Origin of the sequence: Leifsonia sp. NPDC058194, assembly GCF_042883605.1 — a bacterium.
GTDB lineage: Bacteria > Actinomycetota > Actinomycetes > Actinomycetales > Microbacteriaceae > Leifsonia.
Genome location: NZ_JBHVVL010000001.1, coordinates 461,111 through 476,677, shown reverse-complemented (window position 1 = coordinate 476,677; position 15,567 = coordinate 461,111). Strand labels below are relative to the sequence as shown.

Below are 15,567 nucleotides of genomic sequence, written 5' to 3'. Positions count from 1 at the left end.
GAGCGTACTAAGTAATCAAAGTTCATGCAATTTTGATTTTGGTTGGTTCGAAATCGAAGAAAGTGACTACACTATCCTCAACACCAGCAGCGCGTCCGAGATCGCGCCGGACGAAGGGGACGCGCGATGTCGAGCAGCACCAGAACTGCGCAGCCGGACGTCGTTTCGGCGCCGCCGTCGGCGTCGGGTCCGGGCGGAATCCTCGATCTCGTGCGCACCGGCAGGGCGGCGTCCCGCGCCGACATCGCCCGGCAGACCGGCCTCTCGCCCTCCACGGTCGCCCAGCGGGTGGATGCGCTCCTCGCGGGCGGCTTCCTCCGCGAGGCCGGCGAGGGCGTCTCGCACGGCGGTCGCCGGCCCCGCGCCCTCGAGGTCGACCCCGCCGCCGGCGTCGTGGTCGCCGCCGACCTCGGCTCGCACCACGCCACCTTCGGCCTCTTCGACCTCGCGGGCCGCCTTTTGGCCTCGCGCACGGACGCGATGGACATCGGCGCCGGCCCCGCCCACGTGCTCGGCTGGATCGCCGCCGTCGCGGAAGAGCTCCGCGCCGCTCACGCTGCGCCGGAGCAGGCGTTGCGCGGCTTCGGGATCGGCCTGCCCGGCCCGGTGGACTCCGGCACCGGCCGCATGGTGTCGCCGTCGCGCATGCCCGGCTGGAACGGCCTCGATGTCGCCTCCGAGATGCGGGCGCGCACCGGGCTCACCACCGTCGCCGACAATGACGCCAACCTCATGGCGCTCGGGGAGCACGTCGCCCTCGGCGGCGGTACCGACGAACTGGTCTTCGTGAAGGCCGGGTCGAGCATCGGCTGCGGCATCGTCGCGTTCGGCGGCGTCTACCGCGGCCACCACGGCATGGCGGGCGACATCAGCCACGTGACGGTCCCCGGCGCTCCCGACATCCTGTGCTCCTGCGGTCGTATCGGCTGCCTCGACGCCGTCGCCGGGGGCGCGGCGATTGTCCAGGCCCTGCGGCGCGAGGGGGTCGACGTCGCCGACACCCGCGACATCCTGGCCCTGGCGAGGGATGCGCACCCGCTGGCGACGCTGATGCTGCGGGAGGCGGGTCTGCGCACCGGCGGAGTGCTCGCCACGATCATGAACTTCTTCAATCCGCAGCGGCTGGTCCTCGGCGGCATCCTGGGCGAGGCGGAGGCGTTCGTCGCCGGGGTGCGCTCGACGATCTACTCCGACTGCCTGCCGATGATCACGGACCAGCTCGACATCGCGATCACCGAGGCGAAGGAGGAGGCGGGCATCCGCGGCGCCGGCCGGCTCGTGCTCGACGCCCTGTTCGATCCGGCGCACGTCGACCGGGCCGTGCGGTGAGCCACGCCGCCGTCGTCGTCGGCGCGGGCCGGATGGGGCAAGCCCATGCCGCCGCCTGGGAGGCCATCGGCGTCCCGGTGATCTGGGCGGTGTCGCCCCGTCGCCGGCCCGAGCTGACGGCCGCTCCCGGCGCGCGCTGGGCGACCGACCTCGACGAGGCGCTGGCCGATCCTGCGGCGACCATCGTCTCGATCTGCACGCCGACCCCCAGTCATGCGGATCTCGCCGTGCGCGCGCTCGCGGCCGGCCGCCACGTCCTGCTCGAGAAGCCGATCGCGCTCACGGTCGCCGATGCGGAGCGCGTGGCCGCCGCGGCCGAGCGAGGCCCCGCTGCGCTGATGGTCGCGCACGTCGTGCGCTTCTTCCCCGGCTATGCGGCACTCCACGAGCGGGTCGCCGCCGGCGCGGTCGGCACGCCCCGCGCGGTCCGGGCCACCCGTCTCTCGGCACGGTCGTCCGACGCCCCCTGGCTCGACGACGAGCGGGATTCGGGCGGGATGATCGTGGACTTCGCCATCCACGACGTCGATCAGGCCAACGCCCTGCTGGGTGCTCCTCTCGCGGTCACGGCGACGCGGGCCCCCGGCGACGGCTTCGGCGCTCCGGCCGCCCTGACCATCGAGTACCGGTCCGGCGGGGTGGCGCAGATCCTCGCCGCCGCTGACCTTCCCGTCGGCACGCCGTTCCGCACCTCGCTCGACGTCGTGGGGGATCGCGGCGTGGACGCGGTCGCCGAGCTTCCGGGGGACCCGTTCCGGGAGCAGGCCCGCTACTTCCTCCAGTGCGTGACGAACGGAACCCCTCCCGAGCGCTCACCCGTCCGGGCGGCGGTGGAGGCCCTGCGCGTGTGCCGGGCGGCGCGCGAGTCGGCCCGCACCGGCACCAGGGTGGTCCTCGCCGAGTAGGGTGGCCTGCGTGAGCGACAAGTGGTGGCAGTCGGCGGTCGTGTACCAGGTCTATCCGCGGAGCTTCGCGGACAGCGACGGCGACGGCATCGGCGACCTGCGCGGCATCATCCAGCACCTCGACCATCTGGAGGCGCTCGGCGTCGACGTCGTCTGGCTGTCGCCGATCTACGCGTCGCCGCACGACGACAACGGCTACGACATCAGCGACTATCAGCGGATCGACCCGCTGTTCGGCTCCCTCGACGACTTCGACGAGCTGCTCGCGGGGATGCACGAGCGCGGCATCAAGCTGGTGATGGACCTCGTCGTCAACCACACCTCCGACGAGCATCCGTGGTTCGTGGAGTCGGCGTCGAGCCGCGACAACCCCAAGCGCGACTGGTACTGGTGGCGGCCGCCGCGGGACGGTGCGCAGCCGGGCGAGCACGGCGCCGAGCCGACGAACTGGGGCTCGTTCTTCTCGGGCTCGGCTTGGCAGCTCGACGAGCAGACGGGTGAGTACTACCTCCATCTGTTCTCGCGCAAGCAGCCGGATCTCAACTGGGAGAACCCCCAGGTGCGCGATGCCGTCTACGAGATGATGAACTGGTGGCTCGACCGGGGCGTCGACGGCTTCCGGATGGACGTGGTCAACTTCCTCTCGAAGGACGTCTCGCTGCCCGACGGCGTCGTCCCGCCGGGTGGCCTCTACGGCGACGCGTATCCGTTCTTCGCGCAGGGACCGCGCATCCACGAGTTCCTGCACGAGATGCACGAGCGGGTGTTCGCCGGCCGGGAGGACCGCTATCTCACGGTCGGCGAGATGCCCGGCGTCGACATCGCCGAAGCGCGTCGCTTCACCGATCCGGACCGTCGCGAGCTCGACATGGTGTTCCAGTTCGAGCACGTCGACCTCGACCACGGGCCCGGCGGCAAGTGGGATCACCGCGAAGCGACCGTGCTCGACCTCAAACGCAACCTCGCCCAGTGGCAGGAGGGTCTGGCCGACGTCGGCTGGAACAGCCTCTACTGGAACAACCATGACCAGCCACGGGTGGTCAGCCGTTTCGGGGACGACGGCGAGAACCGCGTCGTCTCGGCGAAGGCTCTCGGCACGCTCCTGCACCTGATGCGGGGAACGCCCTACGTGTATCAGGGTGAGGAGCTCGGGATGACGAACGTCCCGTTCTCGACCATCGACGACTTCCGCGACATCGAGACCCTCAACTACTACGCCGAGGCGGTCGACGTGCTCGGCCGGCCGGCGGACGAGGTCCTGGCAGCCCTGCGCCGGACCAGCCGCGACAACGCGCGCACGCCCATGCAGTGGACCGGTGGTCCGAATGCCGGGTTCACGACCGGCACGCCCTGGATCGCGGTCAATCCCAACTATCCGGAGGTCAATGCGGAGGCCGCGCGGGCGGACTCCGATTCGGTGTTCGCCCACTATCGGGCACTTGCCGAGCTGCGCCATCGATCGCGCGTCGTGTCGGCGGGCGGCTTCGCGCTCGTGCTTCCCGAGCACGAGCAGATCTTCGGCTATGTGCGCGGACTCGACGGCGACGCACTCCTCGTGCTGGTGAACCTCAGCGGCGATGCGGCGGAGTACGACACCTCTCAGCTCGCCGGGTGGGAGGTGGCGCGGGTCGTGCTCGCGTCGGGCGGCGACGCGGTCGTGCCGGGTCTGTCCGGAGTCCTTCGGCCGTGGGAGGCCGTGGTGCTGCAGCGCTGACGGTCTTGCGCACCGAGTCCGACCGGGTGTGTGATGGCGGCGAGACGCGGGAGGCGGTCATGGGCGATTTCATTGCGCGAGCCGAGGTGACGGTGCGTGCTCCGCGCCGGACGGTGTGGCAGGTGCTGACGTCGAACGGCGCGCATCCCGAGATCCTGTTCGGTGCCGACGTGCGCTCCGACTGGCGTCTCGGGTCCCCGATCACGTGGAGCGGGGAGTGGGAGGGGCGATCGTTCGAGGACCACGGCCGTGTCATCGAACTCGAGGATCGCGAGGAGCCCTGGCGGATCGTGCTCACGCACTTCAGCCCGATGTCGGGTCTGCCGGACGAGCCCGAGAACTATCACACGCTCCGATTCGAACTCGAGGAGATCGCCGGCGGTACGCAGGTGACGCTCGATCAGGACAACAACGCGACCCGGGAGGCCGCGGAGCATTCCCAGCGCAACTGGGCGCAGATGCTCGCCGGCGTCAAGGCGGTGGCCGAGCGGCAGGCCTGAGCCGTTTCGATCGGTCAGTCGCCGAGCGCCTCGCGCAGGTAGGCGTCGAGGAAGAGATCGAAGGCCGCGACCGTCGCGTTGCGGTCGCCGGTGAGCAGGTAGCCGAATTGCAGTCCTGCCGCCGAGTCGACCAGTCCGTGCGCCAGGATTCCCGCGCGCCGGCTGTCGACGCCCTGCTTCTTGAGCCACGCGCGCACGGTGTCGCGCCACCGGCTGAACGCCGTCGTGATGCGTTCGCCGAGGTCGGGCTCGATCGGCTCGAGCACGCCCGCCTCGAACTGCAGCCGCAACCCGGTGCGGTTGCCCTCGCGCAGCGAGTGGCGGAAAGCCTGGCGGTACCAGTCGCGGAACTGTTCGCGGTCGAACGAGACGATGTCCACGCCGATCTGCGACTCGTTCTGCTGGCGCACGCCCTCTTCGAGGATGGCGTCGATCATCTCCTGGCGGGAGCCGAAATGGTAGACGAACGAGTACGTGCTGACGCCGAGGGAGGTCGCGAGGCTGCGGAACGTCATGCGGGAGAGCGGCTCGGTGGCCACATGCTCCATGATGCGGCTGAGGAGCTCCGGTTTCCGCGTCGGATCAGGTGTGCGTCCCACGCGCCAACAATAACGGAGTTTTCGTCATTTGTGAGCGGTGAATCCTGGTCAGCCCCGGCCTCCGCCGCCTTGGCCGCCTCCGCCGCCTTGGCCGCCTCCGCCGCCCTGGCCTCCGCCGCCTTGGCCTCCGCCGCCTTGGCCGCCACCCGTTCCCGTTCCCGTGCCGGTCCCCGGCTGGGTCGGAGTGGTGGGTGCCGCGGGCTTCGGCGCAGGAGCCACCGCCACGTACTTCGAGGGCGGCGCCGGGAAGGCGCTGCCTCCGTAGGCGGCGTTGAGCGCGGCGACGATCGGCTTCACGATCGAGAACTTGACGTTGCCGCCGCCCACGCCCTGGAAGCTCTGGCTGCGGAGCGCGACGTAGCCGGACACGTTGCCGACCCAGGTGGCCTGAGCGGTCTTGGTGGTGGAGGTGACGAGCCAGTTCTCGAGGGAGTCGTCCGTCGTTCCCGTCTTGCCGAAGATCGGCACGCCGTCGCCGGGGTTGGCCGACGCGGCGGTTCCCCCGCCGCGCAGGACGCCCTGCAAGGCGTAGATCGCGGCCGCGGCGACGCCCGGGTCGATCGGGGTGGTCGAGCACTGGGTCTTGGGCACCGCGTGCTCGCCACCGTCGGCGTCGACCACCTTGTCGATGGCGACGGGGCTGCACGCGACACCGTTGTTGGCGATGCCGGCGTAGGCGGTCGCCATCGTCAGCGGGGCGATGTAGTTGGTGCCGAGCACCGACGACGGGTTGGCCATGAACGGGTTGATCTGTTCATCGGCGCCGTGGACCAGGAGGTCCTGCGCCCGCTCCTTGATCCCGCACAGGTCGAGCTGCGTGGCCATCTTGGCGAAGATCGTGTTGATCGACTGGGCGGTCGCGTTCATCACCGTGGTGCTGCCGACCGTCTCTCCCTCGTCGTTCGAGACGTTCCACGGAGCCCCGCCGATGTCGTTGCAGGGATCGCTCGCGTGGAACGAGCTCTGCGGGAAGCTGTGCTGGGTGCCACTGACCGTCTGATAGAGGGAATGGCCTTCCTGCAACCATTCGAGCAGGTCGAATGCTTTGTACGACGATCCGGTCTGGAAGCCCTGCGAGCCGCCGTAGTCGCTGTCGGTGTTGTAGTTGACGGCGGTCGTGCCGGGCGCGGGTTGCGCGGTGTTGTCGTACGGTCTGTTCTGCACCATCGTGATCACCCGCCCCGTGCCCACCTCGACCGCGACGTTGGAGGCGCCGAGATCGAGCCGCGGACTGGTCGGCGGGATGTACGCGCTGAGAGCCGACTGAGCCGAGTTCTGCAGGTCGAGGTTGAGCGTCGTGTAGATCTTCAGGCCCCCTCGGGTGAGGAAGCTGGAGCGTTCGTCGTCGGTCTTGCCGAAGGTCGGGTCCTGCTCGATGATGCGTTCGACGTAGTCGCAGAAGAACGCCGCGTGGTATTGCTGGGCGGTCATGCAGCCGTTCTGCACCGGCGTGATCTTCGGTTCGACCGGCGCCTTGCGGGCCGCGTCGTGCTCCTCCTGCGTGATCTTGCCGTTGACCAGCATGCGATCGAGCACGTAGTTGCGGCGGTCGAGCGTCTCCTTGTAGCCGTTCGCCGCGCCGTTCTCCGTGCTGTCCGGCTGGTCGATGCGCAGGTTGTCCGGGTTGTTCAGGATGGCGATCAGGGTCGCCGCCTGCTGCAGGTTGACGTCCTTCGCGGAGACGCCGAAGTAGTACGACGCCGCCGACTGCACGCCGTAGACCCGGCCGCCGAACAGCGCGATGTTCAGGTAGCTCTGCAGGATGTCGTTCTTCGAGTACTCCTTCTCGAGGCCGATCGAGTACCGCATCTCCTTGAGCTTGCGCACCGGGTCGACCTCGGTGGCGTCGTTGTAACAGGCCTTGTATGCGGCCAGCTGCTTCTTCTGCACCTCGGCCGTGGCCGTCAGGTCCGGCTGCTTGTTCTCGCAGCGCTGCACCAGGATGTTTTTCACGTACTGCTGGGTGATCGATGATCCGCCCTGGACCGACTTGTGCAGCGCCGTCAGCACCGCACCGCGGATCGTGCCGGTCACATCGATGCCGCCGTGCTCGTAGAAGCGCGGGTCCTCCGTTGCGATCGCGGCGTCCTTCAGGTTCTGCGAGATCGCATCCCAGCCGACCTCGACGCGGTTCTGGGAGTAGAACGTCGCGATCGGCACCTGCTGGCCGTTGGATGTGGCGTACATCGTGGACGCCTGGGCGAGCGGCTCCACCTTGATGTACTCGGGCAGTCCGTCGAAGACGTCGATGGTCGAGTCTGCGGCCGATCCGGTCAATGCGACGGCGGGCGTCACGGCGGCAGCCGCGAGGAGACCTGCGATGCCGCTCAGGGCGACGAATCCGACGAGCGCAGGCGCCCATTTCCATCTTCTGCGAGTCGTCGAGGCCATGGGCGTCATGATACGCGCGGGAGGTGGCGACCTCCCCGGGGCGACGCACAGTTTGGGGAGAGTGGGCGTCGGGGCCGAGCTGTGGAGGAGCTCAGGCCGCGCCGCGGAGTTTGTCGCAGAGGGCAGCGAGAGTCTCGAGCTCCTCCGGGTCGAGACGCCCGCCGACACGGCTCGTGATCGTCTTCATGTGCTCGACGGCGACGCTCCGGAACATCTCGAAGCCGGTGTCCGTGAGCATGATCAGCGTGCCGCGCGCGTCCACCGGGTCGGGGCACTTGGCGAGCAGGCCGCGCGCCACCAGGCGGTCGACGAGCCTGCTGACGCTGGGCTGCGTGAGGAGTACGTGCTTGTTGAGCTCACGCAGCCGCAGGGTGCGATCGGGCTGGCGCGAGAGGTTGAAGAGCACGTCGTACTCGTTGAACGAGATGTCCTTCGTCGGGAACTCCGTGGCAAGGGATCGCATGACCGCGACCTGCGCCCGGAACAACGATTCCCAGGCGGAGACGGCGTTGATCCGGTGTCGGGCCGGGGCCGTCCCGGTGGCGCTGCTGCTCATGACGCCTGCCTCTCGTACTCGAACGCGTCTCGATGCATTCGCATCTTCTCATCATCCGCCGACAGGGCCATCCGTGCCAGCACGGGAGAGGAGCCGGAATGCGAGAGGAGCGGGAGAGACAGATTGAGGGCCGGCCGCAGAGGCTAGCGGCCGGCCCTCTCCCTTGCACCAAGAGTGTCCTGCAATCACATTCCGCGATGGCTGCCACAGCAAACAACCATTGCTCTTGAACTATATAACGAAGAGGTAACGGGATCTAGTTATCAAGTCGTTATTTTTGCTGCGAGTTTTCTATGCGGGGCCAGCGGAACGCTCAGAAACGGTCTGCCCCCGGTCGGGGGCCGGGCGGCGGAGGTGCAGAATCGGGAACGGCCGGCCCTCTCCGTCGAGCACCGAGCGGCCCGTCTGCACGAATCCCCGTGCCGCGTAGAAGGCCCGGCCGCTCGGGTTGTCCTCGTTGACGTCGACACGCAGAGAGGCGTGCCCGGGCGCGACGGCCTCGAGGAGGGCCGTCCCGATCCCGGAGCCGTGCCGGGCGGGATCGACGAACAGCATCTGGATCTCGCCGTCATCCTGGGCGATGAACCCGGCGGGCGTGTCGGCGTCGTCGACCACGGCGACTCGCAGGTCGGCCATCTGCGGCAGGTAGGAGGCGACCATCCCCTCGTACCAGTCGATGTCGTCCGCCGTGAGGAAATGGTGGGTCGCCTCCACCGCGTGTCTCCAGACGGCCAGCAGTGCACTGTGGTCGTCGGGACGTGCGGGACGGATGGTGACGAGCATGCGATCCACGCTAGCGCGTGGCGGTGTTGAGGCTGGACACATCACCCGTGAGCGAATACTCTGAACAGAGTATTCGGAGGCGAGCAATGTCGAAGCGCGCGATCGCGAACCCGCTGGCCCTGGCCGTCCTGGCCTGCCTGTGGGAGAAGCCGATGTACCCGTACGAGATGACGACCACGATGCGCGAGCGCGGCAAAGAGGACAGCATCCGCCTCAACTTCGGCTCCCTCTACTCCGTGATCAAGTCGCTCGAGAAGCACGGCTTCATCGAGGTCGCCCAGACCGAGCGCGAGGGCAACCGCCCCGAGCGCGTCGTCTACCAGATCACCGATAGCGGGCGACGGGAGGCCGTCGAGTGGCTCGGGGACCTCATCGAGACGCCGGTGAAGGAGTACCCGGCGATCGAGACCGGACTCTCCCTTCTCCCGATGCTCCCGCCGGCGACGGCGGCAGACCTCCTCGAGCGCAGACTCGCCCGGCTGGACGCCGACATCGCCGAGCGGCGCTCCCTCGCGGAGTCGAGCGGACCGGCCCTCCCCGAGCTCTTCATGATCGAGTTCCACTACCGGCAGGCGGTGCTCGACGCCGAGCGCGCCTTCGTCGCCGACCTGCTCGCACGGCTCCGAGCCGGCACGGTCGGCGGCTATGAGTGGTGGGAGCAGCTGCACGTGCTGCTCGCGACAGGCCTCAGCATGGCCGAGATCCAGCAGCGGATCGCGGCCGGCGCCTTCGGTGAGGAGGTGGCCGAACTGCTGGGGAACTGATTCCGGCGGCAGCCGCCGCACACAAGACGATGGCCGGAGAGCGGCAACTCCCCGGCCATCGGAAACCTTCAGTCGTTCCTTACGGAACCTGCGTCAACAGTCACCGAGGGTCGTATCCGATGATATGCCCCTGACGGTGACCTCTCAGAGAGGAAGCCATCGTGGCATCATCAACCGGTCCGGCGCTCGCCGCCGACCAGCTCGTCAAGACCTACCGCGGCGGACGGGGCGCCCCGCTCGTCCGTGCGCTCGACGGCCTCGACTTCGACGTCGAGGCCGGCACCGTCTTCGGGCTCCTCGGCCCGAACGGCGCCGGCAAGTCCACCACCATGAAGGTCCTGTCGACCCTCGCCCGCGCCGATTCCGGCCAGGCGTTCGTCGCCGGGATCGACGTCGCGCGGCATCCGGCGCGGGTGCGCCGGGCCCTCGGGTTCGTCGCGCAGAAGCCCGTCTCCGACCCGATGGACACCGGGGCCGAGAACCTCGTGCTCGCCGGGCGCCTGCAGGGCATGAGCGGCCGGGATGCCCGCGCTCGCGCTCGTGAGCTGCTCGACCGCTTCGGCCTCACCGAGCACGCGGGGCGCCAGGTGAAGACCTACTCGGGCGGCATGGCCCGAAAGCTCGATGTCGCCCTCGGACTCATGCACCGGCCGGAGGTGCTGTTCCTCGACGAGCCGACGACCGGCCTCGACCCGGAGGCACGCACCGAGCTCTGGCTCGAGATCGAGCGCCTCACGGCCGCCGAGCACATCACGGTGCTGCTCACCACGCACTACCTCGACGAGGCCGACCGTCTGGCCGGCCGGCTCGCGATCGTCGACCACGGCCGCGTCGTCGCCGGGGGCACGCCGGAAGAGCTGAAGAGCGGCTTGCGCGGAGACACGGTGATCGTCGAGGTCGCTCCCGACGGCGATCCGTTCGCGGCCCTCGCGGCGCTGGAGCGCGTGGATGCCTTGCGCGACATTGGCGGAGACGGGCGCACCCTGCGCGCCCGCGCCGACAACGGCGCCGCGACACTGCCGCTCGCCCTCGGCGCCCTGGAAGCAGCGGCCGTCGCCGTCGCCTCCGCAACCGTCGCCCGCCCCAGCCTCGACGACGTCTACCTGCGGCACACCGGCCGCACCTTCACGCGGGCGCAGGCGTCCGCCGAGCACGCACTGGAGAACGCATCATGAGCACCATCACCGCCCCGGCTCCCGCCCCCGTCCGCACCGCCCGCCGCAGCGGGCCGACGTTCCTCACCCACACGCTCCTCCTGACCGGGAGGCAACTGCGCTGGGCCATCCGCATGCCGGCGTTCCTGGTGATGAACCTGGTGCAGCCGATCATCTGGCTGCTGCTCTTCGGGCAGCTCTTCAAGTCCGTCATCGAGATCCCCGGATTCGGGGTCGGGCAGAGCTATCTGGAGTACCTCACACCCGGCGTGGTCATGATGCTCGCCTTGTTCGGCAGCGCGTGGTCGGGCACGGTCTACATCCAGGACATGGAGCGCGGCGTCATGGACCGGCTGCTCACGTCACCGGCCAACCGTGGCGCGATGATCATCGCGACCCTCGTGTACCAGTCGATCCTCGCGGTGTTCCAATCGCTGATCGTGCTCGGCATCGCGTTCTGGGCCGGCGCCCGCTTCGACGGAGGCGTCGGCGGCATCCTGCTGCTCCTGCTCGGCGTGGTGCTGCTCACCGCGGTGTTCTGCTCGCTGTCGAACGCCGTCGCACTGCTCGCCCGCGATCAGACCGCCCTGATCGGCATCTCGCAGCTCATCACCCTCCCGCTGATGTTCCTCAGCTCGGCGATCATGAACACGAAGCTGTCGCCGGAATGGGTGCGGAACGCCGCCGCCTTCAATCCGTTCGAGTGGGCCGTGATCGTGGGCCGGGAGGCGCTCAGTGCGCATCCCGACACGGCCGCTCTGTGGGGGCATGTCGGACTGCTCGCCGCCCTCGCCGTCGTTATGGCGGCGCTGGCGACCAGCGCCTTCCGCGTCTACCAGCGCAGCGCGTGACCGCAGCCGTCGAGTGGGCGGATTATCCGCCCGCTCGGCGGCTTTCGTGCGATCTATTGCCTTCTCGGCACCGCACGACTCAGAACAGGTCGGGGGAGGGGGCGCTCGCGTGACGGATGGAGACGTCGGCGTGGCGATCGAAACGGTAGCCGACCCCGCGGACGGTGCGCACGATGTCCTCGTAGCGGGCCAGCTTGGCGCGAAGGCGGCGCACGTGGACGTCGATCGTGCGCTCGTTCGGCACATCCTCCTCGTCCGCTCCGTTCCAGAGGGAGGAGATCAGCTCGGCGCGCTCGATGGTGCGGCCCTCGCGCAGCACGAGGTACTGCAGCAGCTCGAACTCCTTGTAGGTGAGGGCGACCGTCTGGTTGTCCAGGATGAGACGCTTGCGCGAGATGTCGACGACGACGCCGGAGGCGGCGCGGTCCTCGTCCTCGTCGATGGCGGCGGTGTGGCGGTGCTTCGCGATCGCCGACGGGTCCTGCAGGGCGAGGCGCACGACGTCCACATCGCGTCCGCCTGCGCCGGCGGGGGCGATCGCGACGGCGGCGTAGGTCTCGGCCGACGGCGCGAGCTCGGCGGTCAGCGCCTTCAGCGCCTCGACGATGCGGCCCAGATCGGTTCCGGCCGCCGCCGCCTTGGCCTCGTCGATGCCCACGTAGAGGACGAATCCCCGGGCCTCGGTGCCGGTCGGGACGGCGCGGATCTTCGAGACGGGGGCGGGAGCGGCCTCGGCGGGGCGGAGGGCGGTGGGGGCGAAGGTGTCGATGGTGGCGAGAGACATGGGAGGAAGTCCTTAGATGATGTCGCGATCCCTGATGATCCACCGTCGCCGCGGGACGGTCGTCCCGATACGAGTGATGCGGAGAGACGGTGCGGAGAATCGCAGAAGAATTCGTGTTGGCCGTGTCAGAGACGGCTGATGCGCGGGAGCCTGGGTGTGGCGTTCCCGGGGAGCTCTCGCCCGATCACGAGGGGGTGGTCGGAGGGCGGTCGGCTCGGCGAAGGGTCGTCAGATCAGCGACACATTCGGCAACACATGACGGAGTCGCGGCCGGCCATCATCATGCCGGCATCCCCAAGGGCCTCGAAGGAGGTCAGGGTACGCGAGTTGTCAGTCATGGAGTCAGTAAAGCGAACGATGACTCGCGGTGTCAAATCATTACGGATTATTGCAGGCGGTCACACAGTGCCGTAGAGGCGGTCGCCGGCGTCGCCGAGGCCCGGGACGATGTACCCGTTCTCGTTCAGCCGCTCGTCGAGCGCACCCAGCACGATCGTCACGTTCCGGCCCTCGGTGGCCTTCTCGAGCGCCGCGATGCCCTCCGGGGCGGCCAGGATGCAGATGGCGGTGACGTCGACCGCGTTGCGCGCGAAGAGGAAGTCGATGGCGGCACCGAGCGAGCCTCCCGTCGCCAGCATCGGGTCGAGCACGAAGCACTGGCGGTCGGAGAGGTCGTGCGGAAGGCGCTCGGCGTAGGTCGTCGGCTCGAAGGTCTCCTCGTCGCGGGCCATGCCGAGGAATCCGACCTCGGCGGTCGGCATGAGCCGCACCATGCCCTCGAGCATGCCGAGCCCGGCGCGCAGGATGGGGACGACGAGAGGACGCGGCTCGCTGATCGCGACGCCCGTCGTGGTCGTCACCGGAGTCTCGATCTCGATCGGCTCGACGCGCACGGCGCGGGTGGCCTCGTAGGCGAGCAGCGTCACGAGCTCCTCGGTGAGCGCACGGAACACGGGCGACGGAGTCGTCTTGTCGCGGAGCACGGTGAGCTTGTGGGTGATGAGGGGGTGGTCCGCTACGTGCACTCGCATAGGCTCAAGGCTAGCCGACATCCCGCCTGGAGGAGCCTGTGTCCCTGTCCGTCCCCGCCGACTACGAGCAGTGGATGCGCCGCGCCGTCGCGGACGCCCGCCTCGCGTTCGACACCGGCGACGTGCCGGTCGCGGCCCTCGTGCTCGACGAGCACGGTGCGGTGATCGGGACGGGGCGCAACGAGCGCGAGCTGCACCACGATCCGACGGCGCATGCCGAGGTGCTCGCGCTGCGCGCGGCGGCCGCGGCCCGGGACGACTGGCATCTGGAGGGATGCACGCTCGTCGTCACTCTGGAGCCCTGCGTGATGTGCGCCGGCGCCGTGCTCGCGGCTCGCGTCCCTACCGTCGTGTTCGGCGCCTGGGACGAGAAGGCGGGCGCTGCGGGATCCGTGTACGACGTGCTGCGCGATCGCCGGCTCAACCACCGGGTCGAGGTCTTCGCCGGGGTGCTCGCCGAGGAGTGCGCCGAGCTGCTGCTCGACTTCTTCCGCGCCAAGCGCTGAGGGCGCCGTCAGCGCGGCAGAGCCTCGAGCCACTCCGAGAACGCGGCGCGTGAGGCCTCCTGCATACCGGCCGAGTACAGCTCGCGGTCGCGGCGCAGGGCATCCGGATCGATGGCCTGCTCGTCTAACTCGTTGTATCCGTCCGACACCCAGGACTCGTGCATCTCGTCCGTGACCTCGGGATGGAACTGGACCGCCAGCGCGAAGCCGCCGATCGAGAATGCCTCGTTGGAGTAGTCGCTCGACGAAGCAAGCCGGGTCGCGCGCTCGGGCAGCTCGAAGGTGTCGCCGTGCCATTCGACCACCGGCACACCCTCGAAATGACGGATCGGCGAACCCGCACCCGCCTCCGTCGTCTCCACCCGCCGGAAACCGATCTGGGTGGTGTCGCCTTTGTAGACGCGCTCGCCGAGCGCGCCGGCCATCAGCTGCGCGCCGAGGCACACGCCGAGCGTCGGCCGCTCGGCATCCAGTCGCTCGCGCAGGAGGGCCTGCTCTGCCTTCAGGAACGGGAACTCGTCGGTCTGGTACGCGCCCATCTCGCCGCCGAGCACGACGACCAGGTCGGCCTCCGTCGGGTCGATCGCAGCGACATCCTCCGCGGAGGAGACCTCGACCACGCGCAGCTCGTACCCGTGCGCCTCGAGGGTGGGGCCGATGTTGCCGAGGTGGATGGTCGGGTCGTGCTGCAGGACGAGCGCTGTGCGGGTTGCGGTGCCGGTCACTCCAGGCCCTTCAGGATGATGGTGTCGGTGGCGGGGTGCGCTTCGTTCGGATCGATCCAGACGTCCGGCTCGATGTAGATGACGCGGGCGGCCGGGACGGCGTCGCGCACGCGCCGTTCGATCGCGTTGATCGTCGCCGCGACATCGGCGAGCCGCTGCTCGCCGGGAAGCGCCAGCTTGGCGGCGACCATCAGCTCGTCCGGGCCGAGGTAGAGGGTCTTCATGTGGATGATGCGCTCGACCTCGTCGCCGGCGAGGATCGCGCTCTCGATCGAGGCGACGTCCGCATCGGTCGCGCCTTCGCCGACGAGCAGGCTCTTGGTCTCGATGCCGAGGATGATCGCCACCACGATCAGCAGCGTGCCGATCAGGAGGGTGCCGACGGCATCCCAGATCCCGTTGCCGGTGAGCACGGTCAGCCCGACGCCGATGAAGGCGAACACCAGACCGGTGAGGGCGGCCACATCCTCCAGCAGGACGACCGGCAGCTCCGGGGCCTTGGCACGGCGGATGAACTGCGGCCACGACATGCCCTTCTTGTGCGGGCGGGACTCATGGACGGCCGTGCGCAGCGAGAACGACTCGAGGCCGATCGCGATCAGCAGCACCAGGACGGGCAGCCACCAGTTGTCGAGCGGGTGCGGGTGGGCCAGCTTCTCGAACCCCTCGTAGAGCGAGAACACGCCGCCGACGGAGAACAGGATGATGGACACCACGAAGGCGTAGACGTAGCGCTCTCGGCCGTAGCCGAAGGGATGCTCCTTGTCGGCCTGGCGCTTCGCCTTGCGGCCGCCGAGCAGGAGGAGCAGCTGGTTGCCGGAGTCCGCGAGCGAGTGGACGCCCTCGGCGAGCATCGACGACGAGCCGGAGAAGAACCAGGCGATGAACTTCGTCAGCGCGATCCCGAGGTTCGCGGAGAACGCCGCGACGATCGCCCTGGTGCCTCCTGATGCGCTCATGGACTCATCCTAGGAT

General features: G+C 69.0%; 16 protein-coding genes. 8 read left to right on the top strand and 8 right to left on the bottom strand.

The window, feature by feature from the left end; translation table 11 throughout:
* Positions 1 to 126: 126 nt before the first annotated feature.
* The 4 genes from ACFVU2_RS02220 to ACFVU2_RS02205 are packed head-to-tail and all read left to right on the top strand — an operon-like array spanning position 127 to position 4,448.
* A complete protein-coding gene (locus ACFVU2_RS02220) occupies positions 127 to 1,329 on the top strand; it encodes an ROK family protein (protein ID WP_387870401.1) in 1,203 nt (400 codons plus the stop codon).
* Positions 1,326 to 2,234, top strand: a complete 909-nt coding sequence (locus tag ACFVU2_RS02215; protein WP_387870398.1) for a Gfo/Idh/MocA family protein — start codon at positions 1,326 to 1,328, stop codon at positions 2,232 to 2,234. The genes ACFVU2_RS02220 and ACFVU2_RS02215 overlap by 4 nt, the downstream gene beginning before the upstream one ends.
* A gap of 10 nt (positions 2,235 to 2,244) precedes the next feature.
* Complete coding sequence (locus tag ACFVU2_RS02210) at positions 2,245 to 3,948, top strand: alpha-glucosidase (protein WP_387870395.1); 1,704 nt, start codon at positions 2,245 to 2,247, stop codon at positions 3,946 to 3,948.
* A 59-nt stretch (positions 3,949 to 4,007) separates the two neighbouring features.
* Positions 4,008 to 4,448: an SRPBCC family protein gene (locus ACFVU2_RS02205; protein ID WP_387870392.1), complete on the top strand. Its 441-nt coding sequence runs from the start codon at positions 4,008 to 4,010 to the stop codon at positions 4,446 to 4,448.
* Between the two features lie 14 nt (positions 4,449 to 4,462).
* Here ACFVU2_RS02205 and ACFVU2_RS02200 read toward each other — a convergent pair whose 3' ends face one another.
* From ACFVU2_RS02200 to ACFVU2_RS02185, 4 genes are all read right to left on the bottom strand, one after another.
* On the bottom strand, positions 4,463 to 5,047 hold the full coding sequence (locus tag ACFVU2_RS02200; RefSeq protein ID WP_387870389.1) for a TetR/AcrR family transcriptional regulator: 585 nt from the start codon (positions 5,045 to 5,047) through the stop codon (positions 4,463 to 4,465).
* Between the two features lie 48 nt (positions 5,048 to 5,095).
* Entirely contained in the window at positions 5,096 to 7,438 is a 2,343-nt protein-coding gene (locus tag ACFVU2_RS02195; protein WP_387870387.1) for a transglycosylase domain-containing protein, read from the bottom strand.
* Between the two features lie 91 nt (positions 7,439 to 7,529).
* A complete protein-coding gene (locus tag ACFVU2_RS02190; RefSeq protein WP_387870384.1) occupies positions 7,530 to 7,994 on the bottom strand; it encodes a MarR family winged helix-turn-helix transcriptional regulator in 465 nt (154 codons plus the stop codon).
* Positions 7,995 to 8,285: 291 nt separating this feature from the next.
* Entirely contained in the window at positions 8,286 to 8,777 is a 492-nt protein-coding gene (locus ACFVU2_RS02185; RefSeq protein ID WP_387870382.1) for an acetyltransferase, read from the bottom strand.
* Positions 8,778 to 8,863: 86 nt separating this feature from the next.
* On the opposite strand from ACFVU2_RS02185, the gene ACFVU2_RS02180 reads away from it, so the two are divergent.
* The 3 genes from ACFVU2_RS02180 to ACFVU2_RS02170 all read left to right on the top strand — a co-directional run bounded on the left by ACFVU2_RS02180 (position 8,864) and on the right by ACFVU2_RS02170 (position 11,546).
* Positions 8,864 to 9,541 (top strand): helix-turn-helix transcriptional regulator, encoded by a 678-nt coding sequence (locus tag ACFVU2_RS02180; protein WP_387870380.1) that lies wholly within the window; start codon positions 8,864 to 8,866, stop codon positions 9,539 to 9,541.
* 161 nt (positions 9,542 to 9,702) lie between these two features.
* Positions 9,703 to 10,716 (top strand): ABC transporter ATP-binding protein, encoded by a 1,014-nt coding sequence (locus ACFVU2_RS02175; RefSeq protein ID WP_387870378.1) that lies wholly within the window; start codon positions 9,703 to 9,705, stop codon positions 10,714 to 10,716.
* On the top strand, positions 10,713 to 11,546 hold the full coding sequence (locus ACFVU2_RS02170) for an ABC transporter permease (protein WP_387870375.1): 834 nt from the start codon (positions 10,713 to 10,715) through the stop codon (positions 11,544 to 11,546). Before ACFVU2_RS02175 ends, ACFVU2_RS02170 begins: the two co-directional genes overlap by 4 nt.
* 79 nt (positions 11,547 to 11,625) lie before the next feature.
* Here ACFVU2_RS02170 and ACFVU2_RS02165 read toward each other — a convergent pair whose 3' ends face one another.
* Positions 11,626 to 12,330 (bottom strand): winged helix-turn-helix domain-containing protein, encoded by a 705-nt coding sequence (locus tag ACFVU2_RS02165; protein WP_387870373.1) that lies wholly within the window; start codon positions 12,328 to 12,330, stop codon positions 11,626 to 11,628.
* Between the two features lie 398 nt (positions 12,331 to 12,728).
* On the bottom strand, positions 12,729 to 13,361 hold the full coding sequence (upp, locus tag ACFVU2_RS02160; protein WP_387870369.1) for a uracil phosphoribosyltransferase: 633 nt from the start codon (positions 13,359 to 13,361) through the stop codon (positions 12,729 to 12,731).
* A gap of 38 nt (positions 13,362 to 13,399) precedes the next feature.
* Here upp and tadA point away from each other — a divergent pair, with 38 nt between their 5' ends.
* Positions 13,400 to 13,867 carry a tRNA adenosine(34) deaminase TadA gene (gene tadA / locus ACFVU2_RS02155; RefSeq protein ID WP_387870366.1) on the top strand — a complete coding sequence of 156 codons (468 nt, stop codon included), beginning with the start codon at positions 13,400 to 13,402 and terminating at the stop codon, positions 13,865 to 13,867.
* 8 nt (positions 13,868 to 13,875) lie between these two features.
* Here tadA and ACFVU2_RS02150 read toward each other — a convergent pair whose 3' ends face one another.
* Positions 13,876 to 14,592 carry a gamma-glutamyl-gamma-aminobutyrate hydrolase family protein gene (locus ACFVU2_RS02150; RefSeq protein WP_387870363.1) on the bottom strand — a complete coding sequence of 239 codons (717 nt, stop codon included), beginning with the start codon at positions 14,590 to 14,592 and terminating at the stop codon, positions 13,876 to 13,878.
* Entirely contained in the window at positions 14,589 to 15,551 is a 963-nt protein-coding gene (locus ACFVU2_RS02145; protein WP_387870361.1) for a cation diffusion facilitator family transporter, read from the bottom strand. Before ACFVU2_RS02145 ends, ACFVU2_RS02150 begins: the two co-directional genes overlap by 4 nt.
* Positions 15,552 to 15,567 lie beyond the last annotated feature (16 nt).